This is a genomic window from Dietzia sp. NCCP-2495, from assembly GCF_026011735.1.
In the GTDB taxonomy this organism is placed as follows: Bacteria; Actinomycetota; Actinomycetes; order Mycobacteriales; family Mycobacteriaceae; genus Dietzia.
Window position 1 is genome coordinate 71,634 of record NZ_BRVN01000003.1, and the last position, 22,075, is coordinate 93,708.

Here is a 22,075-nt window from a genome sequence, read left to right on the forward strand (position 1 = left end):
TCCCCCCGACGACCGCCAGTCGCGCAACGGCGATCACCGCCGAGATGATGCAGCCGTTCCGCTTCCGCTCGGGCTGAGAGGGCGACGTCAGCTGAGGCCGCCTACAGGTTGTCGGCGGCCCGGATGAAGGCACCCACCTTTTCCGGCCACCGCGCGACCTCGGCCGGCGAGTGCGCCACCTCGATCTGCGCGGCCGGGAGGAGGCCTGCCAGCTCGCGGGCCACCTCGAGCGGGTGCGAGGCGTCCTCCGGCCAGGCCAGCAGCAGCACCGGCATCGACAGCCGGGACACCGCCTCGCGTGCGGGCAGGTCTGTGACCGCCGCGCCCCGGAACGCGGCGGGCAGCCAGTCGTCGGTCACGTCGGGGATCGTGACGGGTCCGTCGGGGTCGATCGCCGGTGAGGTGGGCGGCTGCAGTGTCAGCTCCGACCACCGGGCCACGCCCCACCGTTCGACCTGGCGCGCCCCCAGTTCGTAGATCCGCCCCTGTTCGCGGCGCCACTCCCACGCCGTCGGCGGGATGGCCAGCGTCAACGAGGCGAACCGCCACGGCTGCTCGACGGCGGCCGTCAGCAGTGTGGCCGTGCCCATCGAGCGCCCCACGCCGTGGACGGGACGGTCGCCGAACACCTCGTCGAGCTGGCCGCGCAGGTCCCGGGCCAGCGCGGGCCACGTGTAGTCGCCGGGATCGACGGAGCCGGGGGACGCCCCGTGCCCGCGGGCGTCGTACCGGAGGACCTCCAGGCCGGGCTGTCCGGCCGTGAGGTCGCTGCCGGTCAGATCCTCGCGGCGTCGGCTCGACGACAACCCGTGCAGCTGCACCACCGGAAGTCCCTCGCCGCGGACGTCGCGAGCGAGGCCGGCCACGTCCGATATGCTCATTTCTGTTGCCCTCTCGTCATACTTCCGGCCCTCCCGGGTTGCAGCCCTCGAGGAGCATCCGGTCTGCTGGCACGTCGGGTCGCCAGGGCTCGATGTTCCACGTCTTCTTGTCCGGTTCGAGGATCCGCGCCCAGGTCCAGTGGCAGTCGAACTGCTCCCACATGCCCGGGGTGTCCGCGTCGGGGGCCGACGCCACCACCTCGGACCACGCCTGCGCGGCGTCGGTGGTCCCGGTCGCCTGCCTGGCTGACGGGGTCGGTGTGATGCGGAGCGTCACGCCGTACTCGGAATCGCCCCAGGTCGTCGACGCGATGAACGGTGGGAGGGCCGCGGGAGGTGCCGGTGGATCCACGCGCGGTGCAGGAGGGACCGCGGTAGGGGTCGCCGGAGTTGTCGGAGCCGGAGTCGGAGCCCTCGGAACCGGAGTAGAGGGCGAGGGTGACGACGACGACACGGTGGTCGTGGTCGATCCCACAGCCGTGTCCTCGGACTCCGTACTGTTGTCAGCGCAGCCTGCTGCGGCCATCGTGACCAGCACGATCGCGGTAGCGGCACAGATCGGTCTCTGGAGGCGGAGCATCGGTGGCAGTCTGCCACGATCCAGAGGTTGCAAACGAGCACGGATGCTTGGATCCTGTGACTATAGATACCGGCGTTGATGGACAGTCCGCACGCCACCGAAGAGAAGGAGCGTGACCGATGCCCCAGTTCGACCTCACCCAGGCTCAGGCGATGTGGGATGGAATCTTCCCGGCGATCTTCGGCCCCCTTGCCGCCTTCGTCGACACGGTCGGTGCGTCCGTCCAGGGTCCCTGATCGACTCTCATCCCACGGCGAGGATCTTGAGCAGGGTCTTGAGATTCCGCGTGGTCAGGTGAACCTTGTTTTCGCGGGAATCGAGCACCTTCGCGGCCGCTGATTTCAGTGTGTCGCCGCGTGACACCCGCCAGTACACCCAGTCCGGCCCGGCAGCCACGGATTCCGTGGAGTCGGGCCGGACTGCGTCGTTCATGAGCTCCGCTACGCGACCGGCGACCTGGCGTGAGTCGGAGAAGACCACGTAATCGTGGTGCTCCGGCAGTGACTCGAACGGGTATCCCTCGACAGCGTCCGCGACCGCGGCTCTGGGGAACACCTGGACCACCGCGTCATAGGAGAACCTCTCGGCGTAGGCGGCCTCGAGTGCCTGCCGGAGCTCGGGGATCGGGCGGTCATGCGTCAAAACGACGTTCCCGGAGGCGAGCACGGTCGCAACGTCCCGGCATCCCACGGATTCGGTGCACTCGCGCAGGTCGGCCATCGCGATCCGGTTCCCCTTGCCGACGTTGATCCCCCGCAGTAGTGCCACCGCGCGAGAGCTGTAGGAAGTCATGTCCTGATCTTCGCACCTGCGGCGGGAGTATGACGGTAGTTTCATTTCCCATGGCAGTCTCAGTGCAATCAGTAATCACCATCGAGGCCGGGATCCCCGAGATCATGGCCGTCTTGGCGGACGTCGAAACCCTCGTCGACTGGTCGGACGCCCACCGCGCAGTCGAGGTCCGCGAGGCGGACGAGGACGGGTGGCCGATCCTCGTCTGGGAGAGGATCTCGCAGGCCGGGATCACTGACGAGATGGTCGTCAAGTACGAGTGGTACGACGGCGAGGTGAGCTGGAGCCTGGTGGAGAGCGGTGCGATGAAGGCCCAGAACGCGCGCTACCAGCTCACTGACAACGGCGACGGCACCACGCACGTGGTGTTCGACCTCGAGGTGGATCTCAAGATCAAGATCCCCGGCATGCTCGTGAAGAAGGCGCAGAAGGGCATCGCCGACACCGCGACGAAGGGTCTGCGCAAGGAAGTCCTCCGCCGCTACTCGTGAGCTCCGTGGTGGAGGAGGTCGAGGACGCCGCGCACGTCGGAGGCGGGGAGCTGCCCCGGTGCGGAGGCGGCGCCCACGGTCGCGAATGTCGCGGCTGAGCCGAACACGCCGCCGCCGATCCGCGTGACCGCGCCGAGAGCCCCCATCGACATGGTGATCAGCGGGACACGCGAGAGACGGTGGCGGCGTTCGGTTGCGTCCAGGAGTGTCACGACGTCGGCCGCAGAGCGTGGCATGACGGCGATCTTCGCGACGTCTGCCCCGGCGGACTCCATGGCCTCGAGCCGCACCATGATCTCCTCCACCGCAGGTGTCCCGTCGAAATCGTGGTTGGACGCCACCACAGAGGTGCCGTGTGTGTGCGCGGCGGCGATCGCCCGCTCGGCGACCGGGTGGCGGTACTCCACGTCGACTGCCGCCGCCAGCCCGGTGGCCGCCAGTGCGTCGATCAGCGCGAGATAGCTCTCGGGCGGGATGTCGGCGGACCCGCCCTCCGCGGTGGTGCGGAAGGTCGCCAGGATCGGGATGTCGGGTACCAGTTCGGCCACCCGCTCGAGTGCGGACACCGCCGGGGCGGGATCGGTCCCGCCGCCGGCGGTGAACGGCTGGTAGAGATCAACCCGCCATTCGACCGCGCCCGCGTCCAGGGCGGCGGCGGCCGCCACCGCACTCTGGTCCAGCTCCGTGGCATCGCGTGCGGTGATGGGCACGATGATCGTCGGCGAGCTCGGATCGAGGTGCAGCTGTTGGCGGGGCATGTCTAGACACTACGACGCCGGGTGAGGGTCAGTCGCAGCCGCCGCACGAGCACGGTCGACGTGCCGGGATCAGTTCCAACGCGTCCACCTCGCCCGAGCTGTAGTACCGGGCCGCCCAGTGCAGGGTGCGGGACGGGCGCTGGACCGGGACGAGCTCCCACGTGGCGCCTCCGCGCCCCTCGCAGAGAAGATGGCCGGCGTCGAGTGTGTCTCCGTCCAGGACTACCTCGCCCCACCTGCTGAGTATCGCGGTGGTCTCCGCGGCCCCGAATCCCCGCAGCAGCAGCTCGGGATGCCCGAGCCCGGACAGGCCGATGGTGTACCCGAACTGTTGGGCACGGGTCAGTGGAGTGTCCGCGCAGCCCGAGCACCGGCAGCCTCGGCCGACGTGGATGATGTTCATCCCGTACCGGTCGATGAAGGCGGCGGTCTCCAGCAGCTCGGGGCTGGTAGAGGTGGGGCTGGTGACGGTGGGACGGGCGGCGACTGCGGGGCGGGTCATGGGTGACTCCTTCTCTGGTGGTGTTCCTCGCGCACCGGGAGTGTTCCCGGTGCGGGCCGTGTGGCCTGTGCATCGAACAGGCGGTCGATGCGTGGCTGACGATAGATGTCGGGTACGACACGTCTGCCCGGTCGGAGACCCTCTGCGGGCGGCGGAGCGGTGCACAATTGACGTCGACACACAGGTCGAGGCGGGGACACCGTCAGGAGGGGGCGTAGATGAGGATCGCGTTGGCGCTGGGCTCGGGCGGTGCACGCGGCTACGTGCACATCGGGGTGATCCGTGAGCTCGAGCTGCGGGGCCACGAGGTGGCGGGGGTCTCGGGCGCGTCAATGGGGGCCGTGGTGGGTGCCCTGTACGCGGCCGGCGAGCTCGACGGGTTCGAGGAATGGGTCCGCGGGCTCTCCCAGCGTGATGTCCTCCGGCTCCTCGACGTGTCCTTCGCCGGCGGCGGCGCGATCCGGGCGAACAAGATCATGGCCGTGATCGGGTCGATGCTCGACGGCGCGCGGATCGAGGACATGCGCATCCCCTTCACGGCGGTCGCCACCGACCTGCGCGCCCGGCGCGAGGTGTGGTTCACGCGCGGTCCCGCGGACGTGGCGGTCCGTGCCTCGTTCGCCATCCCCAGTGTCATCACGCCGGCGCTCGTGAACGGCCGCCTCATCATCGACGGCGGTGTGACCAACCCGGTCCCGCTCGAGCCGCTCGCCCCGGTCGACGCGGATCTGTTGCTGGCCGTCTCGCTCACCGGGCGCCGCTCGGGCATGCGGGTCTCGACTTTCCTCGAGAGCTCCGACCCCGATGAGGAGTCGGCGGACTTCGACACCCGGAGCACCAGGAAGGGCGGGTCCGGAGGTGGCAAGTCCGGCGGCACCCTCACCGGCCGCATCAAGACGGTGGCCGCCGATGTCCGCGACGTCGAACTGGTGCGGTTCATCACGGCGCGCTGGGGCCACGGCGACGCTGCCGAGCTCGAGCAGTCCGAGCAGAGTGAGCAGGCCGGTAAGCCCGAGGAGGCCGAGCAGGCTGAGCTGGCCGAAAAGCCCGAGGAGGCCGGGCAGGCTGAGCACACCGAACAGGCTGGGCACACCGAACAGGCTGAGCACACCGAACAGGCTGGGCAATCCGAGCTTACCGAGTCTTCCGCACATCCCGCGAGCCCGTCCCGTGGAGTGGAGGAAGCGGTCGCGCGGGGCGAGGAAACAGTCGACACCGGGCGCTCCGGCGACGATTCCCTGCCCGGCACGCTGCGATTGTTCGACGTGGTGATGCACTCGATCGAGGTGATGGAGAGCATCATCACCGCCTACCGGATGGCGGGGAACCGCCCCGACGTCCTGGTGGAGGTGCCCACCGACGCGTGCACGGCGTTCGACTTCCACCGTGCGGACGAGATGATCGCGCTCGGCCGCCGCCTCGCCGCCGAGGCACTCGACCGGGCGGGAGTGTGACCCGGCGGGCACGAGCGTGATTGGCGGAGGCCAGCACGCCCGCCGCGGGGGGTCAGTCGCGTGGACGACCGTCCGTTTGATCGCCGGATTCTGAGAATCGAACTACCCTCGGCCTCATGGGATCCTCCGGAACGCTCGCGGTACCGCTCGAAGTGGGAGCAGCACGGCACGCGGAGGGGGTCGAGCGCCTGGTCGCCAGTTTCCGTGCCGTTCCGACGGGCGACCCTGTACGTCTGTCGAAGAAGACGTCGAACCTCTTCCGGCCGCGCGCCTCGTCGTCGTCGCCCGGTCTCGACACCACCGGCCTCACGCGCGTCATCTCCGTGGATCCGGACGCCCGCACCGCCGACGTGCAGGGCATGTGCACCTACGAGGACCTGGTCGACGCCACGCTCGCGCACGGCCTCATGCCGTACGTCGTGCCGCAGCTCAAGACCATCACCCTCGGCGGGGCGGTCACGGGGCTGGGCATCGAGTCCACCTCGTTCCGGCTGGGGCTGCCGCACGAGTCGGTGCTGGAGATGGACGTGCTCACGGGCACCGGCGAGATCGTCACCGCACGCCCAGACGGCACCGCCCGCGAACGCGACCTCTTCCGCGGCTTCCCCAACTCCTACGGCTCGCTCGGCTACGCGGTGCGCCTGCGCATCGCCCTCGAACCGGTCATGCGCTTCGTCGAACTGCGCCACGTCCGGTTCACCTCCGTCGCCAAGCTCACCGCGGCGCTCGAGCGGGTCAGTGTGGAGGGGAGGTACGACGACGAGGAGGTCGATTTCCTCGACGGGGTCGTGTTCTCGGCGGACGAGTCGTACCTGTGCCTCGGGCGGCGTACCGATGAGCCGGGGCCGACCTCGGACTATTCCGGCGTGCGCGACAAGCAGGCGATTTTCTACCGGTCGATCCAGCACGACGGGCCCGAGGGCTCGGTCCGGCGTGACCGGCTGACGATCCGCGACTACCTGTGGCGCTGGGACACGGACTGGTTCTGGTGTTCGCGCGCGTTCGGCGTGCAGAACCCGAAGGTCCGGCGCTTGTGGCCTCAGCAGTTGTTGAGGTCGTCGGCGTACTGGAAGATCATCGGCCTGGATCACAAGTACGACTTGGGCAACAAGATCGGCGCGCTCAAGGGTGAGGGCCCGCGCGAGCGCGTGGTGCAGGACGTCGAGGTGACCATCGACCACGCCGCCGAGTTCCTCGAGTGGTTCCTGCGTGAGGTGCCGATCGAGCCGATCTGGATCTGCCCGCTCCGGCTACGGGACCAGGCGGTTCCGGCCACGGACCCGGGTGTCGACCCTGCCACCGGCCAGGACCCGGAGCGGCCGTGGCTGCTGTACCCGCTCGCGCCGGACACCACCTACGTCAACATCGGCTTCTGGTCCTCTGCACCCATAGAGGACGGGATGGCCGAGGGGGCGTGGAACCGCCGGATCGAGGAGGAGGTCTCCCGGCTCGGCGGACACAAGTCCCTGTACTCGGAGGTGTTCTATTCGCGCGAGGAGTTCGCCCGGCTGTACGGCGGCGAGCACGCAACGCGCCTCAAGGCCGAGTTCGATCCCGACGGTCGGTTCGCGACCCTGTATGACAAGGCGGTAGGAGCACGATGACAACCACCCGCAGCACGCCCTCGGGCAGGATGACGATCGGCGAGATCATCGGCGCGTTCGCCACCGGTGAGCCGCCGCTGCGGATCGAAGCGTACGACGGGCCGGCGATCGGGCCGGAGGACAGCGAACTGGTTCTACGCCTGAAGAGCGAGAAGGCGCTGCAGTACTTCATCACCGCCCCCGGCGATCTGGGCCTGGCCCGCGCGTACCTCATGGGCGAGCTCGAACTCCAGGGTGTCCACCCCGGCGCACCGCACGACGTCTTCGGGGCACTCGAGGTGTTCCGCAAGACCATGACCCGCCGACCCGACGCGCGGACAATGCTGCAGATCGCCCGCTCGATCGGAATCGAGAACGTGACCCTGCTGCCCGTGCCCGACCAGGAGGTGCCGCCCGCGTGGAAGCGCGTGGCCAACGGCCTGCGGCGGCACTCCAAGGAACGCGACTCCGCGGTGGTGAGCTACCACTACGACGTGTCGAACCGCTTCTACGAGTGGATCCTCGGACCGTCCATGACGTACACGTGCGCCACCTATCCGGACTCCGGCGCCTCGCTCGAGGACGCGCAGGAGAACAAGTACCGCCTCGTCTTTGACAAGCTCGGCCTCAAGCCGGGCGACCGCCTGCTCGACGTGGGCTGCGGCTGGGGCGGGATGGTGCGCTACGCCGCGCGTCACGGAGTCCACGCGATCGGCGTGACCCTGTCCAAGGAGCAGGTCGAGTGGGGGCGCGCCGAGATCGAGGCGCAGGGACTCGGTGAGTTCGCCGAGGTCCGCCTCATGGACTACCGCGACGTCCCGGAGCGCGACTTCGACGCGATCAGCTCGATCGGCATCACCGAGCACATCGGGCGCAAGAACTACCCGGCCTACTTCCGCCAGCTCTACGCCTATCTCCGCCCCGGTGGTCGGCTGCTCAACCACTGCATCACCAGGCCGGACAACGTCGGCAAGATCAAGGCCGGTCAGTTCATCGACCGCTACATCTTCCCGGACGGCGAACTCGCCGGCGCCGCGACCGTGCACCTGGAGGCCGAGAACGCGGGCTTCGAGGTGCTCCACGAGGAGAATCTGCGCCAGCACTACGCCATGACGCTGCGGGACTGGTGCGCGAACCTCGTCGAGCACTGGGACGAGGCCGTGGAGGAGGTCGGCGAACCCATGGCCAAGCTGTGGGGCCTGTACATGGGTGCCTGCCAGTACGGTTTCGAGCACAACAAGATCCAGTTGCACCAGATCCTCGGCGTGCGCCTGGACGCCGCCCAGACCTGGGACGTCCCGCTGCGTCCCTGGTGGGAGCCCTAGCGGCTTCTGTCGCCGGGGGGTGGGCGCGCGGTCGAAAATCCGCGATCCGCGATCCGCGATCCGCGATCCGCGGTCGGTGGTCAGCAGTCAGTCCAGGTCGAGCGCTAGCATGACCTCCCCGGTCGGCGCGGGCGAGCCGCCGGCCGGCTCATCAGTGAGGCCGATCTGGGTGGACCCGCTGATGTCCCGGATCATCGCCGCCGGCGACGGGCCCATCTCCCCAGCCTCCATGGTCCCGGCGGGGATCGGCTCGTGGTCGCCCATCAGCCACAGTTGATAGGCGCGACCCGGATCCGGCTCGGGCACGCCGGCCATCGTGAACACGGCCGTGTCCTCCGACCTGGAGGCCAACACGGTGACCTGCCCGGCCGTGCCCAATTCCCCACGGATGATCTCCAGGTCATCGGCGGCGAGCAGGGTCGATACGTTCTCGGGCATCGCGCCCGCGGACGGGCCGGCCGTGGGAGTACCTGCTGGCCCGGCGTCGCCGCCGGTGAGCCGACCGATCGTCACACCGGCCAGGACCAGCAGGACCGCGGCGGCCACGGCCCCGGCAGCCGCCCATCCGCGGGGCCGGCGGCGCTCGCGTACCGGGGCGAGGTCGACGACCGGGCTGTCCGACTTCTCAGAATCCCCGTGCCCGGGCGGTGCGCCGGGTGACGGGTCGAGCGTGGTGTCGTCGTCGTCCTCTTGTCGTCCTCCGGCGCGGCGCGACCGCGCCTGGGCGGCCACCTCCTCGAGGACACGGGAGCGCAGCGCCGGCGGGGGAGCGGCGTCGAGGTCCGCGCCGGCCACCAGGTCAGCGGCCACCTCCCACGTCGAGACGACGTGTGCCCGCATCGACGCCTGCTGCTCCGGCGAAGCGCTGAACATCAGGTCCTCGAGGGCGTCGACCTCCTCCGGGGGCAGCGCGTCGAGCGCGTACAGGTCGAGATCGGCCGGGCTGATGCCGCCCGGCGTCTCGGGATGGTCGTGGTGCTGGGCGCTCACGCGAGTACACCTCCCAGGCAGCCCTTCAGGCGCCGTAAGCCGTCACGGATGCGGGACTTGACGGTGGGGAGCGCCGCGCCGAGGCGGTCGGCGACCTCACGGTAGGTCAGCCCGGTGAAGTAGGCCATCTCGATCGACTCTCGCTGAGTGTCGGTGAGCTCGTCCAGACAGCCGCGGACCCGCTCGGCGTCCTGGTCACGCGTGAGGCGATCGGTGACCTGCTCCGCTACGTCCGACGATCCCACGGCGCCGGTGGCGGCACCCGCGGTGGCGTCGGCGATGTCGCGCCGCGCGGCGGACACCTCCGACCGCACGCGGTCCACCGCCCGGCGGTGGGTGATGGTGAGGATCCACGCCTGCACCGAACCGAGCGACGGACGGTAGTCCCGTGCCTGCTTCCAGACCTGGAGGAACACTTCCTGCACGGTCTCCTCCGCAAAGCCCTCGTCGCGGAGGATGCGCAGTGCGAGACCGTACACGCGCGGCGCGAGCAGGTCGTAGAAGCGGGCGAACGCATCCGTGTCGCCGCCGGCCGAGAGTTCCAGCAGGCGCACCGGGTCGGACTTTGGTGATTCGCCCTGCGGCGGGGCGCCCTGCGGCGGGGTGGAAGAGTCGGGCACGGGCGTCAGTGTAGTGCCGCGCGGGTCGATCGCCTCCGGTGCGCCGCGCCGGCGGCCGAGCACTGTGGTCACGGCACCACCCGGAACGTGCGACTGTGCCACCCGGTGGCGCCGTCGGGGACAGGGGGTCGCCGCTCCTGCGTCTGTACCTCGCCGCGGCCGTCGGTGGCTCGGACGTACAGGGTGTGCAGGCCGGGTTCGGCCGACCAGTCGAAGGACCACATGCGCCAGGTGTCCGCCGAGTAGGCGGTGGACAGGCGCGCGTCGCGCCACGCGCCGTCGTCGACGCGCACCTCGACGCGGGTGATGCCGCGGTGCTGCGCCCAGGACGTTCCGGCGACGACGACGAGGCCCGCCCGCACCTCCGCCAGCGGGGCAGGTCGGTCGATCCGACTCGCAGTGCGGATCGGGCCGCGCTCGGACCACCCGCGATCGGTCCAATAGGCGCTCGCGTGGTCGAATCGGGTGACCTCCCAGTCCACGACCCATTTCGTGGCGGAGACGTACCCGTACAGGCCGGGGACGACCTGGCGGACGGGGTAGCCGTGTTCCAGTGGCAGGGGTTGGCCGTTCATTCCCACGGCCAGGAGTGCGTCGCGACCGTCGGTGAGTTCGGCCAGCGGGGTGCCGGCGGTCCAGCCGTCCACCGAAGTGGACAGCAGCATGTCGGCGTCCGGCAGTGGCCCGGCCTCGGCGAGCAGGTCGGCGATCGGGAAGCCCGTCCACGCGGCGGTGCCCGCCAGGTCGCCACCCACCTCGTTGGACACGCAGGTGAGGGTGACGATCCGCTCGAGGGCCTCGCGGGTGACGAGGGCGTCCCAGTCGAGTTCGATCTCCCGCTCGACCATCCCGTGGATCCGCAGGCGCCACTCGCCGGTGGTGAGCGCGGGGACCCGTAGTGCTGTGTCGATGCGGTAGAACTCGGCATTCCCGGTGAGGAACGGCGTCACGCCCGGTGCGTCGGGAACGATGTCGGCGGGGACGGCGGGAGCGCTGTTGCGGGCGAGGACCCCAGGCAGGCGCAGGCCGGTTCGTTCGACCATCACGTCCGCGGCTCGTCGGCTCAGGGTGAGGCCGGCGGTGCCCGCGGCGGCGATCACCGTGACGGCCGACCCGGCCAGGACGAGGAAGCGGCGGCGGTCGGGGCTGGTCTGCGTGTGGCCGGTCTGCTCGGAGGCAGGGCTGTTGTGCGTGGTTGCAGTGCCTGACTGCGTCGGCGCCGGGGCCTGCGGTAACAGCGCCTCGGCCATCAGGCGGAGCGTCGTGATCCCGACAGCTGCGCCGAGCAGGGTGGGCAGCGCCCAGATCAGGCCACCGCCCGGGCGGGCGACTGCCGCGAGCGCTCCCAGGAGGCCGAACGCCCCGAGGATCACCGAACCGACCGGACGTCGTGGTCGTTCGAGCAGTCCCGCAACGGCTCCGGCCACGGCGAGGATCAGTGATAGTCCGATCAGCAGGGCGGGCTTGTCAGCGGTGCCGAGGAGGTCGATGGTCAGCTCGCGGACAGGCGCGGGGGCGTGGTCCACGACCGAGTCGGCTACCGCGAGGAACGGGGAACTGGAGCTGTCGACGGCCGCGGCGACGGCGTGCCCGATCGACAGGGAAATGCCTACTGCGAGCACTCCCGACAGTGCTCGGGGCGCCGCGATCGCCCGGTCGCCTGCTCGCTCGCCCGGCCGGGACGGCTGTCGGAGACCTGCTCGCCCGCCTGGCCGGGACGGCTGTCTGTGTTCCCTGCTGTTCATATGAGGAGTTCGGAGCGGGGGCGCCGGCGGACCGGTGTCGGGAAAAGTTCTGCCCTTCACCCATCCGGGCCGTTTGCAGTGCCGAACCACCGGTGACCCAGCACACGTAGAGCTCACCGCAGATCGTCGACCGGCGATCAGGGCTCCACCGAGAGGACACCATCATGCGCACCACGATCACCCGGCGGATCGCCTCCGTCGCCGCAGCCGCCGCAGTGGGCGGGCTCGTCCTGGCCGGCTGCTCCACCGACGACAGCGCGACCGACTCCGGCTCGTCCGATGCCATGGGCTCCTCGTCCGAGATGACCACTGCGGAGATGTCCGAGGACATGACCGGTGAGACGGAGAGCTCGGCCACCGCCACCGACGCGGAGCCCGCGGCGCTCGTCGGCCCCGGCTGCGCTGACTACGCAGAGGCCAACCCGGACGGACCCGGCTCGGTCGACGGCATGGCGGCGGAGCCGGTCGCCACCGCAGCGTCGAACAACCCCCTTCTCACCACGCTCACGCAGGCCGTTTCCGGCGGCGTGAACCCGGAAGTCGACCTGGTCGACACGCTCAACGGTGGAGAGTTCACTGTCTTCGCTCCTGTCGATGACGCATTCGCGAAGGTCGACGCAGCGACCATGGACCAGCTCAAGACCGATCCGACTCTGCTCACCGACATCCTCACCTACCACGTCGTGGAGGGTCAGTTGACGCCTGACGAGGTGGAGGGCATGCAGACGACCCTCAACGGTGCTGACGTCGACGTGACCGGTTCGGGCGACGAACTGAAGGTCAACGGCGCGAACGTCATCTGCGGCGGTGTCGAGACCGCCAACGCCACCGTTTACCTCATCGACGAGGTACTGGTTCCCGAGGAGTGAGCGCCTGAGCCGGACCCGCGCCCGACCGGCCCGATATCCCTCTGACCTGGGGTGCCCTGCTCTACCCTTGCAGGGCACCGCAGGTCAGGGGCTTATGTGCGTTCTCCGGCGGAATCTTCGCAGTGCTCGGAGGCGATTCCGCTCGTCGGCCGGCTCAGGAGGCTGGGGCGAGAGCACCTATCGGATCCCACGACGCCTATCTGATTGCGCTAAACCCATGGAGCACGCACGGTCTTGGTGAATCCGATAGGCGTCGTGGGATCAGATGGGATTTCTGCGTGTCGAGGGACCGGATTCGCCCGGACAGCGGCCATGCGGTCCCGGGCGAGGGCGGGGGGCGAGGTTGAGGGCAACGGTGCGGGCGGGGATGCGAGCGGGAACAGTCGGTCAGGCCCGTTAGAACCAGTCGTCGCGCATGTCGAGCGTCGTGCGGTCGCCGGAGGCCAGCAGGTCGAACTTCGCGTCGACGATCGGCAGCTCGCGTCGCAGGAAGTAGCGGGCGGCGGCGAGCTTGCCGGCGGCGAAGGCGTCGGACCCGTCGACCGCCCCGCGCAGCCGGGGGCCCAGCGCCAGCACCTGCTCGAGCCAGATCCACGCGATCACGACGTGCCCCGTGGCCTCGAGGTATTCGGTGGCATCGGCGAGGAACGCCTCCGGGTCGCTTGCCCCGATCCCGGCCAGGGCGGTGGTGACCTCGATGAGCCGGGTGACTCGCGGCCGCAGCAACTCCGCCAGCTCCGCTGCTTCCCCGCCGGCCTCCGCAGCGCGGTCGCACGTGTCGGTGATGCGCCCGGTCAACGCGGTCAGACCGGCCCCGCCTCCCGCGAGCATCTTGCGGCCCAGCAGGTCCTGTCCTTGGATCCCGTGGGTGCCCTCGTGGATCGGGTTGAGACGGTTGTCGCGGTAGTGCTGTTCCACGTCGTAGTCGATCGTGTATCCGGCCCCGCCGAGCACCTGGATAGCCAGGTCGTTGGCCTTGAGGCACCACTGCGACGGCCACGATTTGGCGATCGGGGTGAGCACGTCCAAGACGGCCTTGGCGGCAGCGGCCTCGTCCGGGCTGCCGGATTTCTCGTCGTCGACAAGCCTCGCGCAGTACAGACCGAGCGCCAGCGCGCCCTCCACATAGGACTTCTGGGCGAGCAACATCCTCCGCACGTCCGCGTGCCCGATGAGCATGACCTGCGGTGACGCAGGGTCCGCGCCCGCAGGCCGACCCTGGGGGCGGCTGCGCGCATAGTCGAGCGACTTGAGGTAGCCGGTGTAGCCGAGCGCGGTGGCACCCAGTCCCACGCCGAGGCGTGCCTCGTTCATCATCGTGAACATCTTCTTCAGGCCCGTGTTCTCCTCGCCCACGAGGTACCCGACCGCGCCCGCCTCCCCGCCGGGCGTGTGGAGGCCCTGGCCCAGGGTGGGGGCGGTGTTGACCGTGCCGCGGAAGCCCATCTTGTGGTTGAGACCGGTGACGACGACGTCGTTGCGCTCACCCAGCGAGCCGTCCGCGTTCACCAGGTATTTCGGCACGATGAACAGGCTGATCCCGCGGGTGCCGGCCGGTGAGCCGGGGACCTTGGCCAGCACGAGATGGACGATGTTCTCGGCAATCTGGTGCTCGCCGGCGGAGATCCACATCTTCTGCCCGAACAGGCGGTAGGTGCCGTCGGGCTGCGGCTCGGCGCGCGTGGTGATATCCGCCAGGTTGGAACCGGCCTGCGGCTCGGACAAGCACATGGTGCCGGTGAAGCGGCCGGTGAGCATTGGCCGGACGTACCGGTCGATCTGCTCGGGGCTGCCGTGGGTGAGCAGGAGGTTGGCGTTGCCGGTGGTGAGCAGTGGGTAGCCGGCGGTGCCGATGTTGGCCGCGTAGAACCAGGCCATGCACGCGAGGTACGCGGTGTACGGCAGTTGCATGCCGCCCACCTCGGCGTCCATGGCGGCGCCCACGAGGTCGGCGTCGGCGAACCGGCGCAGCGCCTCGCCGATCTCGGGGATGAGCTCGACGTTCTCGCCGACGAGCTTGGGTTCGGTGAGGTCGGAGGCCCGATTGTGCGGCGCGAAGTACTTCTCGGCGAGCTCGGCCGACAGGTCCAGCACTGCGTCGATCGTCTCCCGCGAGTGGTCCGCGTAGCGCTCGCGCCCGGTCAGCTCGGATACCCGCAGCCAGTCGTGGAGGAGGAAGTCGAGGTCGGCGCGGGACATCAGGTTCGAGGGGCTCATGCCCTGCAGAATACGTGGGGCGGGCGTGGTCGCAGGCGCACCCGATGATGCTCTCCGGACCCCCGCTCAGAGCGGCACGCCACGGTCCTCGACGACCGTGCGCATCACCAGCGTCGAGCGCAGGTTCCCGACCCCGGGCAGGCCGGCCAGGTGCTCGTCGTAGAGCTTCTGAAACGCGGCGAGGTCGGCCACGAGAATCCGCAGCAGGTAGTCGGGCTCGCCGAACAGCCGCTGCGCCGAGACGACGTCCTGCAGCTCTACCACGCCCTCCTCGAACGCTGTGAGCGTGGCCTTTTCTCCCGAGCGCATGGTCACAAAGACGAGGGCCTCGAAGTCGAGCCCCACCGCCGACGGGTCGATCACCGCTCGGTACCCGGTGATCGCGCCGGAGCTCTCCAGCGCGCGGAGCCTCCGGTGCGACGACGACACGCTCAGCCGCACCCGGTCGGCGATCTCGGCGAGCGAGAGCCGGCCCCGCGCCTAGAGTGCCAGGAGAATATTTTGATCGATGCGATCCATGCGGAATATTCTCCCGCAGAACGGACTATTCGGCGAGTAACTCGGGAGCACTTTTCGCAAGAACGCTCATAGCATTTCAGTCATGCCACTCACCTCTGTCGCCGCGTTCTGGGCGGTGTCCATGCTGTTCGTGCTGACGCCCGGGGCGGACTGGGCGTACGCGATCTCCTCCGGCCTGCGGAACCGCTCCGTGGTGCCCGCGATCAGTGGCATGCTGTCCGGGCACCTGGCGGCGACAATCGTGGTGGCCGCCGGCCTGGGCCTCCTGCTCACCGGGGACCCGATGATCCTGGGTGTGCTCACGGTGGTCGGCGCGCTCTACATCGGTTGGCTGGGCATCGGGATGCTGCGTGAGCCGGGCCGGAGCGAGTTGGGCGGCGGTGTTCTCGATCGCGGGCTCGACCCCGGCGCGCCGGGAATGGTCGGAGTCGCAGGCACTCACACCGGTGCGGCCCCCGCTGCCGGCTCCACCTCCAGCGGCGGGCAGTTCGCGCGCGGCGTGGGCGTGAGTCTGCTCAATCCCAAGGTGATCCTGCTGCTCGGAGCGCTGCTGCCTCCGTTCGCCGCGCCGGATGCGGCCCTGCCGATGCCGGCCCAGATGGTGGTCCTGGGCTCGGTGCATCTGGCCGGCTGCGCGGTGGTCTACTTCACCGTCGGGCTGCTGGCCGCCCGGTACCTGAGCGGGCGGCCGTCCGCGGCGGCGACCGTGACCCGGCTGTCCGGCGTGGCGCTCACGGTCGTGGCCGCGGTTCTGCTGTTGCGCCAGTTGGCCGGCTGGACGTGACGGCATGGGCCCGGGCGTGCGCAGGCGCCGTTCGCGTCAGTGTTTGCCGGTTGCGGCCGCGAACTTGCGGCCCATGTCGAGCATCGTCTTGGAGTAGACCGCCGGGAGCAGACGCTTGCCGCGGTAGTTCTTGCGGGCGTCGGGGTCGGGGAGGATGAGGAATTCGCCCGCGTCGAGCGCGAGCATGACCTCAGCGGCGATCTGGTCGGCGTCGAGCTTCGCGCGGGTGATGAGTTTGGAGGCGAACCCGGCGGCGGCGGGGTCGGAGGAGTTGAGGCTCGAGGCCAGGTTGGTGCGGAAGAAGGACGGGCAGATCACCGAGACGTCCACGCCGAACGGCTCGAGCTCCCAGCGCAGGCTCTCCGAGATCGCCACGACGGCCGCCTTGACCGCGGTGTACGAGCTCATCGTGGGCGGATGCACCAGCCCGGCGAGCGAGGCGGTGTTGACCACGCGGCCGCGGCCCTGCTTCTTGAGCATCGGCACGAAGGTGCGGCAGCCGCGGGCCACGCCGAGCAGATTGATGTCGGTGATGAGGCGCCAGTCGTCCTCGGTGAGCATCTCGATCCGGCCGCCCTGCGCGATCCCGGCGTTGTTCACCAGCACGTCGAGGCCGCCCCAGATCACATCGATCTCGTCTCGCGCGGCCTGCCACTCGTCCTCCGAGCGCACGTCCAGTCGCAGGTAGCGGGCGTCCTCGGGGATGGACGCGGGCCGGGAGTCGGAGGGCGCCAGGTCGGCGATCATCACTCGGTCGCCGCGCTCGAGGAACGCTGTGGCCAGCGCCAGGCCCAAGCCCGAGGCGCCGCCGGTGATCAGCACCCGCCGGTTGGTGTCGGCGGGGGACGGGGTCGACACGAAAGGCAGTCGGGACAGGCGGCGGGCCGCGGCATCGGGGAGGGGCAGGTCGCTCAGGCGCATGAGCCGAAACTACCCCTTCCCGTCGCTCGGCCCACTGACTGCGCGCGGCTCACCCCTGCCCGACCCGGCGACGCCGCGCAGCGAGAGAGACGCCGCCCGCCGCACCAATTGTGAGCCTCATCAGCAAGATCTGATTCGGCGCGTCGCACGCTGGTGAATCCCAGAATCTGACCCGCGCTCAGCCGGCGGCCAGCGGGGCCGGCTGGCCGGCGGAGGTGAGGAAGTTCGCCGCCATCGACACCGCCGGACCGGAGGAATCCGCGCCCTCGATGAGCACCGCCACCGCGATGTCGCCGGTCGAGCCCACGAACCAGCCGTGGGACGGCCCGTTGCCGACCTCTGCGGTTCCGGTCTTGCCACCGAGACCCGGCACCGAGTTGGCGGCCGTGGCCGTGCCGGTCTGCACTGTCTGCACCATGTAGCGCCGGAGGGTGTCGACGACGCCTCGCGGCAGGGGCTCCGGCGAATCGTTGGCCACCGCCGGCATCCCGGAGATGAGCTCCGGCAGGATCATCCGGCCGTTGTTGGCCAGCGACGCGGTCATCACGGCCATGCCGAACGGGCTGGCCAGCACCTCGCCCTGCCCGATCGCCGCCTCCACCCGGCCCGGGCCACGCTCGGGCACGGGCACGGAGCCGGTGTAGGTGTTCAGGCCCGGGACAGTGAAACCCACGCCCAGACCCAGCTGCGCGGCGGTGATCTTCATCGCCTCCGGCTCGAGCCGGTCGCTGATCACCGCCTGGCTGGTGTTGCACGAACGCGCGAACGCAGTCTCCAGAGGAACGTCGCCTAGCGCGAAGTCGTCGTCGTTGGGGATCGTGCGGCCCGAGACGGTGATCTGCGCCGGGCACGGCACGATCTCCTCCGGACCCACCACCCCGGACTCGAGAGCGGCGCCCGTGGTGACCACCTTGAACGTAGATCCGGGCGGGAAGCGACCCTCCAACGAGACCGGCCCCTGCTGATCAGCGGCTGAGTTCTGCGCCACCGCGAGGATGCCACCGGTCGACGGCTGGATCGCGACGATCGAGGCGGCCTGACCAGAGCCGTCCACCGCGGACTGCGCGGCCTGCTGCATCGAGATCTGCAGCGTGGAGGTCAGATCGTCCACCTCTCCCGCCGGCGCCCCGCCCAGCTCGATCGGCTCGGCATCCGGGTTGATGATGTCCACCGACCAGCCGCCGGAAGCCTGTAGCGCCTCGAGCCACGCGTTGGGCAGACCGGTCAGCGCCGGCGAGCTCAACTCGCGGTCGGTGCGGATGAGATCGCCCCGCTCGGCCAGCGTCACCCCCGGCACGGCGGCCAGCTGCTCTCGGATCGGGTCGATATCGCTCGGCCGCAGCCCCACCACCTGGTACGGCTGGTCGCCTGCCTCGGCCATACCGTCGCGGATCGACTGCCCGGTGATCGTCGGCGCCGCGCTGCTCACGAGCTGCGCCACCGCGTCCGCGCTCGCGGCGGCGTCCGGGGCGAGCGTCACGGCCGTGACCGGGGTCCACTGCATGAGCGGCGCGCCCGTGCGGTCGAGGACGTCGGTGTCGTAGTCCATCAGTTCGGCGTACTCCAGGTACCCGCCCGCGACGAGACGGGAATCCAGGATCGTGGGCTCCCACTGCACCTTCCACTGGTCGTCCACCTTGACGGTGCCCGCCTGTCCCGAGGTGGTCACCGAACGAGATCCGGCCTCGCCGCCGGTGTCCGTGGGGCTGGGGGTGGCCTCGTCGTCGTCACCCTCGGCACCGTCGTCGGCACCGTCCCCCAGGTCCCACGTGAACTCCACGGCCACGGGGTCGCGGTCGGGGCGCCGGTCGCCGTCGGGGGTGTCGGCCGACAGCGCGGGGTAACCCATGCCGGCGACGCTCGCGGTGAGCGCTTCCTCCGCGGCCACCGGGTCGGTGGTCAGAGCCGCCGCCCCGGCGAGGTCGCCGCGCTCGAGGACGGAGAGGAACTCCTGCAACTCGTCCGCGCCGGTGTCGCCGGTCAGCGCCGCGCAGCCGGAACCCACCATGACGACGGCGAGGGCGGCAGCCGCGAAGCCGGCGGCGGGGCGGGTCCGGTGACGTGTGTGCGGACGGGCGGTCGAGAGCGTCATCACTCCACGAAACCAGAATCTGTCAGCCGCCGCTGCCGGGATCGCGGCCGAGGGCATCCAGTAACTTCACAGGAGACCTCCAGCCGGCGTACGGGAAGCGGCGCTACCGTCAGGTCATCGCCAAAGAGAAGGACTGTCATGACGCGCCACTACGACCACTCCGACCAGCATGAACACGACCTCGGCCTGCGCCACGACATGGCCGTCCTGTCGCGACGCAGCGCCCTGAGGGGACTGTTCGGCGCGGCCGGACTGGCGACGCTCGGGTTGGCGGGCTGCGCTGCCACGGAGACCGGCTCGACGGCGACGACGGCGACGACCGCGGCCGCCGGGAGTACGACGGCGTCCACCGGCGCCGCGACCGGTGCCGCCGACTGCGTCGCCGCCGCTCCCGGTGAGACCGCCGGCCCCTACCCGGGCGACGGCTCCAACGGCCCCAACGTCCTGGTCGAATCCGGTGTCCACCGCAGCGATATCACCACGAGCTTCGGCACCATGAGCGGCACCGCCGAGGGAGTGCCCATGACCGTGACCATGAGCCTGCAGGACCTCACGCAAGCGTGTGCGCCGGGCGCCGGCATGGCCGTGTACCTGTGGCAGTGCGACCGGGAGGGTCGGTACTCGCTCTACAGCGACGGCGTGACGGACCAGAACTACCTGCGCGGGGTCCAGACGGCGGACGCCGAGGGGCGCGTGACGTTCACCTCGATCTTCCCGGGCTGCTACGCGGGGCGCTGGCCGCATCTCCACTTCGAGGTGTACGACACGCTCGCCGCCGCGGTCGCCGGGGAGAACGCCCGGCTGACCTCGCAGATCGCGCTGCCGCAGGACGCGTCCGAGGCGGTCTACGCGGCGGACTCCGGGTACTCGGCCTCGGTCACCAACCTCGCGCGGGTGAGTTTGGAGACCGACGGCATCTTCAGCGACGGCTGGGACGCGCAGCTGCCCACCGTCACCGGCGACCCGCGGGCCGGGTACTCGCTCGACATCACGATCGGCGTGGCGTCGGCGGAGGAGAACGCGGCGAGCGGAGGAGCAGGCGGGCCCGGCGGTGGTCCTGGCGGTGGCCCGATGGGTGCCCGGCTCCCCGCGGACTGAGGCAGGCCGCGGAGGAGCGCCGGTGGCGTGTCCCGATGGGTTCCCCGGTGGCGTATCCCGCTGGCGCGCCCCGTCACGGCCCGTACTCTCGTCCGATATGACCGGCACCCGCCCCGATCCGATGCCCGACCCCACGTCCGCCCCAAAGTCCGCCCCGACGCCCGGCCCGCCACCCGCGGCCCCCGTGCCCGTCGACCGCACCGGCGGTTCGCCCCTGACCGCCGGCCTGGCGCGCGTGCTGGACGACCTCGTCCGCGTCCCCGGCACGCGCTACCGCGTCGGTGTGGACCCGGTGATCGGTGTCATCCCCGGCGTCGGCGACGCGGTGGCCACGGTCGTGGCGGGGATCGTGCTGGTGGAGGCCGTGCGCAATCGGGTGCCGGTCCGGATCCTGTTCCGCATCGGCTGGAACTACCTGGTCGACGCGTTCCTGGGCGTGATCCCGTTCGTCGGCGACGTGGCTGACGCGGCGCACAAGGCCACGTCCAAGAACCTGCGGCTGGTCAACCGGGCGATCGCCGAGGGCAGGACCGTCGACACCACCGCGCGCGGCTACCTCGTCCGTGCGGCCGGCGCGGTGGCGCTGATGTTGCTCGCCCTGCTCGGTCTGGCGGGCCTGGCCGTGTGGGGCCTGCTCGCCCTGATCGGGCTGTTCTAGCCTGCGTAAGTTCTAGCCCGCGCTGCCCTCGCCAGCTGCGCCGCGCTCGGCGCCCTGACCAGCGCGCTGGCCGGCCGTGGCGGGGAGGAGCCGCCGGACCACGTCGTCGAGGGTCACGACGCCGCGCACCTCGGAGCGGTGGGTGCCGGGGTGCTGTCCGGATTGTTCGACGACGACGAGGTGTGCCCTCGCCTCGCGCATCCGGCGGAACGCCTCGGAGACGGACAGATCGTGTTCCAGGGACAGGCTCGGGCGCATGAGCTGGCGGGCTGTGGCGCCCGCTGTGTCGGTGCCCCCTGTGTCGGCACCGATCGAGTCGCGTGCGTGCACCACGCCGACCGCGGTATCCCCGTCCATGACGAGCAGTCGGAGATGGCCCGTGCGACGGGCGGTCTCGCGGATCTGCTCCGGGCTGGCGTCCACGTCGACCGACGACATCTCCAGCTCCGTGGCGGGCAGGTTCTCCTCACGCTCGCCGAGCAGGTCACCGACGGTGAGTTCCTGGAGCTCGAGCGCGCTGAGCAACTGGTGCTGGCGGGTGTCATCGAGCGTGCCGGCCTCGCCGGAGTGCCGGACCAGCTCGCGCAGTGAGTCTGCATCCTGACCGGCCGACACCTCGTCGCGGCTCTCCACGCCCAGCTTGTGGAGGATCGCGTTGGCGGTGTTGTTGAGCAGCAGCAGCAGCGGACGGGTGATCCACAGGAAGCCGCGCATCGGCAACGCCAGGATCGTGGCCGAGTACTCGGGGTGGGTGATGGACCACGACTTGGGGGCCATCTCGCCCACCACGAGGTGCAGGAACGTGACGATGATCAGCGCGAGGACGAACGCGATCACGTCGGCGATCCACAGTGGCAGGCCCACACCCTCCAGCAGCGGGGTCAACCCGTGGTGCAGGGCCGGCTTGGTCACAGAACCGAGCGCGAGCGCACACAGGGTGATGCCGAGCTGGGCACCCGCCAGGAGCAGGGTGAGGTCGGAGGCGTTGCGCAGGGCGGCGCGGGCGGCGACGCTCGTGGCCGCCGCGTCCTCGAGCCGGTGCCGGCGGGCGGAGATGAGCGAGAACTCCACCGCCACGAAGAAGGCGGAGGCAGCGATCAGCAGGACCGTCGCGGCCACCACGAAGATCGGGTTGGACATGAGGCCGGACGGGGCGTCCGCGGCGAGGATCTGAGTTGTGATCGCCGGTGTCGTCG

The 22,075-nt window shown here is 70.2% G+C and carries 21 protein-coding genes and 1 pseudogene; 8 read left to right on the forward strand and 14 right to left on the reverse strand.

Annotated features, from left to right (window positions below; genetic code table 11):
* Positions 1 to 101 precede the first annotated feature (101 nt).
* The 3 genes from OPF83_RS04685 to OPF83_RS04695 form a co-directional block, all read right to left on the reverse strand.
* Positions 102 to 881 (reverse strand): alpha/beta fold hydrolase, encoded by a 780-nt coding sequence (locus OPF83_RS04685; RefSeq protein ID WP_264886060.1) that lies wholly within the window; start codon positions 879 to 881, stop codon positions 102 to 104.
* Positions 882 to 897: 16 nt separating this feature from the next.
* A complete protein-coding gene (locus tag OPF83_RS04690) occupies positions 898 to 1,233 on the reverse strand; it encodes a DUF2599 domain-containing protein (protein ID WP_264886061.1) in 336 nt (111 codons plus the stop codon).
* A gap of 471 nt (positions 1,234 to 1,704) precedes the next feature.
* Positions 1,705 to 2,253, reverse strand: a complete 549-nt coding sequence (locus tag OPF83_RS04695; RefSeq protein ID WP_264886062.1) for a DUF1697 domain-containing protein — start codon at positions 2,251 to 2,253, stop codon at positions 1,705 to 1,707.
* Positions 2,254 to 2,303: 50 nt separating this feature from the next.
* Here OPF83_RS04695 and OPF83_RS04700 point away from each other — a divergent pair, with 50 nt between their 5' ends.
* Positions 2,304 to 2,744 carry an SRPBCC family protein gene (locus OPF83_RS04700; RefSeq protein WP_264886063.1) on the forward strand — a complete coding sequence of 147 codons (441 nt, stop codon included), beginning with the start codon at positions 2,304 to 2,306 and terminating at the stop codon, positions 2,742 to 2,744.
* Here OPF83_RS04700 and aroD read toward each other — a convergent pair.
* Together aroD and OPF83_RS04710 are read right to left on the reverse strand one after the other, a co-directional pair.
* Positions 2,735 to 3,502 (reverse strand): type I 3-dehydroquinate dehydratase, encoded by a 768-nt coding sequence (aroD, locus tag OPF83_RS04705; RefSeq protein WP_264886064.1) that lies wholly within the window; start codon positions 3,500 to 3,502, stop codon positions 2,735 to 2,737. The two genes, OPF83_RS04700 and aroD, sit on opposite strands and share 10 nt — an antisense overlap.
* A 28-nt stretch (positions 3,503 to 3,530) precedes the next feature.
* Positions 3,531 to 4,004: a DUF4262 domain-containing protein gene (locus OPF83_RS04710; RefSeq protein ID WP_264886065.1), complete on the reverse strand. Its 474-nt coding sequence runs from the start codon at positions 4,002 to 4,004 to the stop codon at positions 3,531 to 3,533.
* 218 nt (positions 4,005 to 4,222) lie between these two features.
* On the opposite strand from OPF83_RS04710, the gene OPF83_RS04715 reads away from it, so the two are divergent.
* From OPF83_RS04715 to OPF83_RS04725, 3 genes are all read left to right on the forward strand, one after another.
* Complete coding sequence (locus OPF83_RS04715; RefSeq protein WP_264886066.1) at positions 4,223 to 5,458, forward strand: patatin-like phospholipase family protein; 1,236 nt, start codon at positions 4,223 to 4,225, stop codon at positions 5,456 to 5,458.
* 116 nt (positions 5,459 to 5,574) lie between these two features.
* Positions 5,575 to 7,062: an FAD-binding oxidoreductase gene (locus OPF83_RS04720; protein WP_264886067.1), complete on the forward strand. Its 1,488-nt coding sequence runs from the start codon at positions 5,575 to 5,577 to the stop codon at positions 7,060 to 7,062.
* A complete protein-coding gene (locus OPF83_RS04725; protein WP_264886068.1) occupies positions 7,059 to 8,366 on the forward strand; it encodes a class I SAM-dependent methyltransferase in 1,308 nt (435 codons plus the stop codon). Before OPF83_RS04720 ends, OPF83_RS04725 begins: the two co-directional genes overlap by 4 nt.
* Positions 8,367 to 8,453: 87 nt before the next feature.
* Here OPF83_RS04725 and OPF83_RS04730 read toward each other — a convergent pair whose 3' ends face one another.
* The 3 genes from OPF83_RS04730 to OPF83_RS04740 all read right to left on the reverse strand — a co-directional run bounded on the left by OPF83_RS04730 (position 8,454) and on the right by OPF83_RS04740 (position 11,721).
* Positions 8,454 to 9,356: an anti-sigma factor gene (locus OPF83_RS04730; protein WP_264886069.1), complete on the reverse strand. Its 903-nt coding sequence runs from the start codon at positions 9,354 to 9,356 to the stop codon at positions 8,454 to 8,456.
* Positions 9,353 to 9,976: an ECF RNA polymerase sigma factor SigK gene (gene sigK, locus OPF83_RS04735; protein ID WP_264886070.1), complete on the reverse strand. Its 624-nt coding sequence runs from the start codon at positions 9,974 to 9,976 to the stop codon at positions 9,353 to 9,355. The genes OPF83_RS04730 and sigK overlap by 4 nt, the downstream gene beginning before the upstream one ends.
* A 68-nt stretch (positions 9,977 to 10,044) precedes the next feature.
* Positions 10,045 to 11,721 (reverse strand): molybdopterin-dependent oxidoreductase, encoded by a 1,677-nt coding sequence (locus OPF83_RS04740; RefSeq protein ID WP_375546206.1) that lies wholly within the window; start codon positions 11,719 to 11,721, stop codon positions 10,045 to 10,047.
* Positions 11,722 to 11,885: 164 nt separating this feature from the next.
* Between OPF83_RS04740 and OPF83_RS04745 the strand changes: the two genes are divergently transcribed.
* Complete coding sequence (locus OPF83_RS04745) at positions 11,886 to 12,590, forward strand: fasciclin domain-containing protein (protein WP_264886072.1); 705 nt, start codon at positions 11,886 to 11,888, stop codon at positions 12,588 to 12,590.
* Positions 12,591 to 12,986: 396 nt separating this feature from the next.
* On the opposite strand, the gene OPF83_RS04750 is transcribed toward OPF83_RS04745, so the two are convergent.
* From OPF83_RS04750 to OPF83_RS17465, 3 genes and pseudogenes are all read right to left on the reverse strand, one after another.
* The gene (locus tag OPF83_RS04750; protein WP_264886073.1) at positions 12,987 to 14,807 is read right to left on the reverse strand and encodes an acyl-CoA dehydrogenase; all 1,821 of its coding nucleotides are present in this window, start codon (positions 14,805 to 14,807) and stop codon (positions 12,987 to 12,989) included.
* A gap of 66 nt (positions 14,808 to 14,873) precedes the next feature.
* Entirely contained in the window at positions 14,874 to 15,116 is a 243-nt protein-coding gene (locus tag OPF83_RS04755) for an Lrp/AsnC ligand binding domain-containing protein (protein WP_375546212.1), read from the reverse strand.
* Between the two features lie 78 nt (positions 15,117 to 15,194).
* Positions 15,195 to 15,269 (reverse strand): annotated as a pseudogene (locus OPF83_RS17465) (winged helix-turn-helix transcriptional regulator); the annotation flags it as partial.
* Between the two features lie 139 nt (positions 15,270 to 15,408).
* On the opposite strand from OPF83_RS17465, the gene OPF83_RS04760 reads away from it, so the two are divergent.
* On the forward strand, positions 15,409 to 16,110 hold the full coding sequence (locus tag OPF83_RS04760) for a LysE family translocator (RefSeq protein WP_264886074.1): 702 nt from the start codon (positions 15,409 to 15,411) through the stop codon (positions 16,108 to 16,110).
* Positions 16,111 to 16,146: 36 nt separating this feature from the next.
* Here OPF83_RS04760 and OPF83_RS04765 read toward each other — a convergent pair whose 3' ends face one another.
* Both OPF83_RS04765 and OPF83_RS04770 read right to left on the reverse strand, forming a co-directional pair.
* Positions 16,147 to 17,031 carry an SDR family NAD(P)-dependent oxidoreductase gene (locus OPF83_RS04765; RefSeq protein WP_264886075.1) on the reverse strand — a complete coding sequence of 295 codons (885 nt, stop codon included), beginning with the start codon at positions 17,029 to 17,031 and terminating at the stop codon, positions 16,147 to 16,149.
* A 178-nt stretch (positions 17,032 to 17,209) separates the two neighbouring features.
* Positions 17,210 to 19,123, reverse strand: a complete 1,914-nt coding sequence (locus OPF83_RS04770; protein ID WP_264886076.1) for a penicillin-binding transpeptidase domain-containing protein — start codon at positions 19,121 to 19,123, stop codon at positions 17,210 to 17,212.
* A 138-nt stretch (positions 19,124 to 19,261) separates the two neighbouring features.
* On the opposite strand from OPF83_RS04770, the gene OPF83_RS04775 reads away from it, so the two are divergent.
* Entirely contained in the window at positions 19,262 to 20,221 is a 960-nt protein-coding gene (locus OPF83_RS04775) for a dioxygenase (RefSeq protein ID WP_264886077.1), read from the forward strand.
* A 97-nt stretch (positions 20,222 to 20,318) separates the two neighbouring features.
* Positions 20,319 to 20,879 carry a DUF4112 domain-containing protein gene (locus tag OPF83_RS04780; protein ID WP_264886078.1) on the forward strand — a complete coding sequence of 187 codons (561 nt, stop codon included), beginning with the start codon at positions 20,319 to 20,321 and terminating at the stop codon, positions 20,877 to 20,879.
* Positions 20,880 to 20,891: 12 nt separating this feature from the next.
* Here OPF83_RS04780 and OPF83_RS04785 read toward each other — a convergent pair whose 3' ends face one another.
* Complete coding sequence (locus OPF83_RS04785) at positions 20,892 to 22,019, reverse strand: hemolysin family protein (protein WP_264886212.1); 1,128 nt, start codon at positions 22,017 to 22,019, stop codon at positions 20,892 to 20,894.
* Positions 22,020 to 22,075 lie beyond the last annotated feature (56 nt).

Coding starts and splice junctions, on each gene's coding strand:
- OPF83_RS04685 (WP_264886060.1), bottom strand. CDS start 881: ATGAGCATATCGGACGTGGCCGGCCTCGCTCGCGACGTCCGCGGCGAG.
- OPF83_RS04695 (WP_264886062.1), bottom strand. CDS start 2,253: ATGACTTCCTACAGCTCTCGCGCGGTGGCACTACTGCGGGGGATCAAC.
- OPF83_RS04700 (WP_264886063.1), top strand. CDS start 2,304: ATGGCAGTCTCAGTGCAATCAGTAATCACCATCGAGGCCGGGATCCCC.
- aroD (WP_264886064.1), bottom strand. CDS start 3,502: ATGCCCCGCCAACAGCTGCACCTCGATCCGAGCTCGCCGACGATCATC.
- OPF83_RS04710 (WP_264886065.1), bottom strand. CDS start 4,004: ATGACCCGCCCCGCAGTCGCCGCCCGTCCCACCGTCACCAGCCCCACC.
- OPF83_RS04715 (WP_264886066.1), top strand. CDS start 4,223: ATGAGGATCGCGTTGGCGCTGGGCTCGGGCGGTGCACGCGGCTACGTG.
- OPF83_RS04720 (WP_264886067.1), top strand. CDS start 5,575: ATGGGATCCTCCGGAACGCTCGCGGTACCGCTCGAAGTGGGAGCAGCA.
- OPF83_RS04725 (WP_264886068.1), top strand. CDS start 7,059: ATGACAACCACCCGCAGCACGCCCTCGGGCAGGATGACGATCGGCGAG.
- OPF83_RS04740 (WP_375546206.1), bottom strand. CDS start 11,721: ATGAACAGCAGGGAACACAGACAGCCGTCCCGGCCAGGCGGGCGAGCA.
- OPF83_RS04745 (WP_264886072.1), top strand. CDS start 11,886: ATGCGCACCACGATCACCCGGCGGATCGCCTCCGTCGCCGCAGCCGCC.
- OPF83_RS04750 (WP_264886073.1), bottom strand. CDS start 14,807: ATGAGCCCCTCGAACCTGATGTCCCGCGCCGACCTCGACTTCCTCCTC.
- OPF83_RS04755 (WP_375546212.1), bottom strand. CDS start 15,116: ATGCGCTCGGGAGAAAAGGCCACGCTCACAGCGTTCGAGGAGGGCGTG.
- OPF83_RS04760 (WP_264886074.1), top strand. CDS start 15,409: ATGCCACTCACCTCTGTCGCCGCGTTCTGGGCGGTGTCCATGCTGTTC.
- OPF83_RS04765 (WP_264886075.1), bottom strand. CDS start 17,031: ATGCGCCTGAGCGACCTGCCCCTCCCCGATGCCGCGGCCCGCCGCCTG.
- OPF83_RS04770 (WP_264886076.1), bottom strand. CDS start 19,123: ATGACGCTCTCGACCGCCCGTCCGCACACACGTCACCGGACCCGCCCC.
- OPF83_RS04775 (WP_264886077.1), top strand. CDS start 19,262: ATGACGCGCCACTACGACCACTCCGACCAGCATGAACACGACCTCGGC.
- OPF83_RS04780 (WP_264886078.1), top strand. CDS start 20,319: ATGACCGGCACCCGCCCCGATCCGATGCCCGACCCCACGTCCGCCCCA.
- OPF83_RS04785 (WP_264886212.1), bottom strand. CDS start 22,019: ATGTCCAACCCGATCTTCGTGGTGGCCGCGACGGTCCTGCTGATCGCT.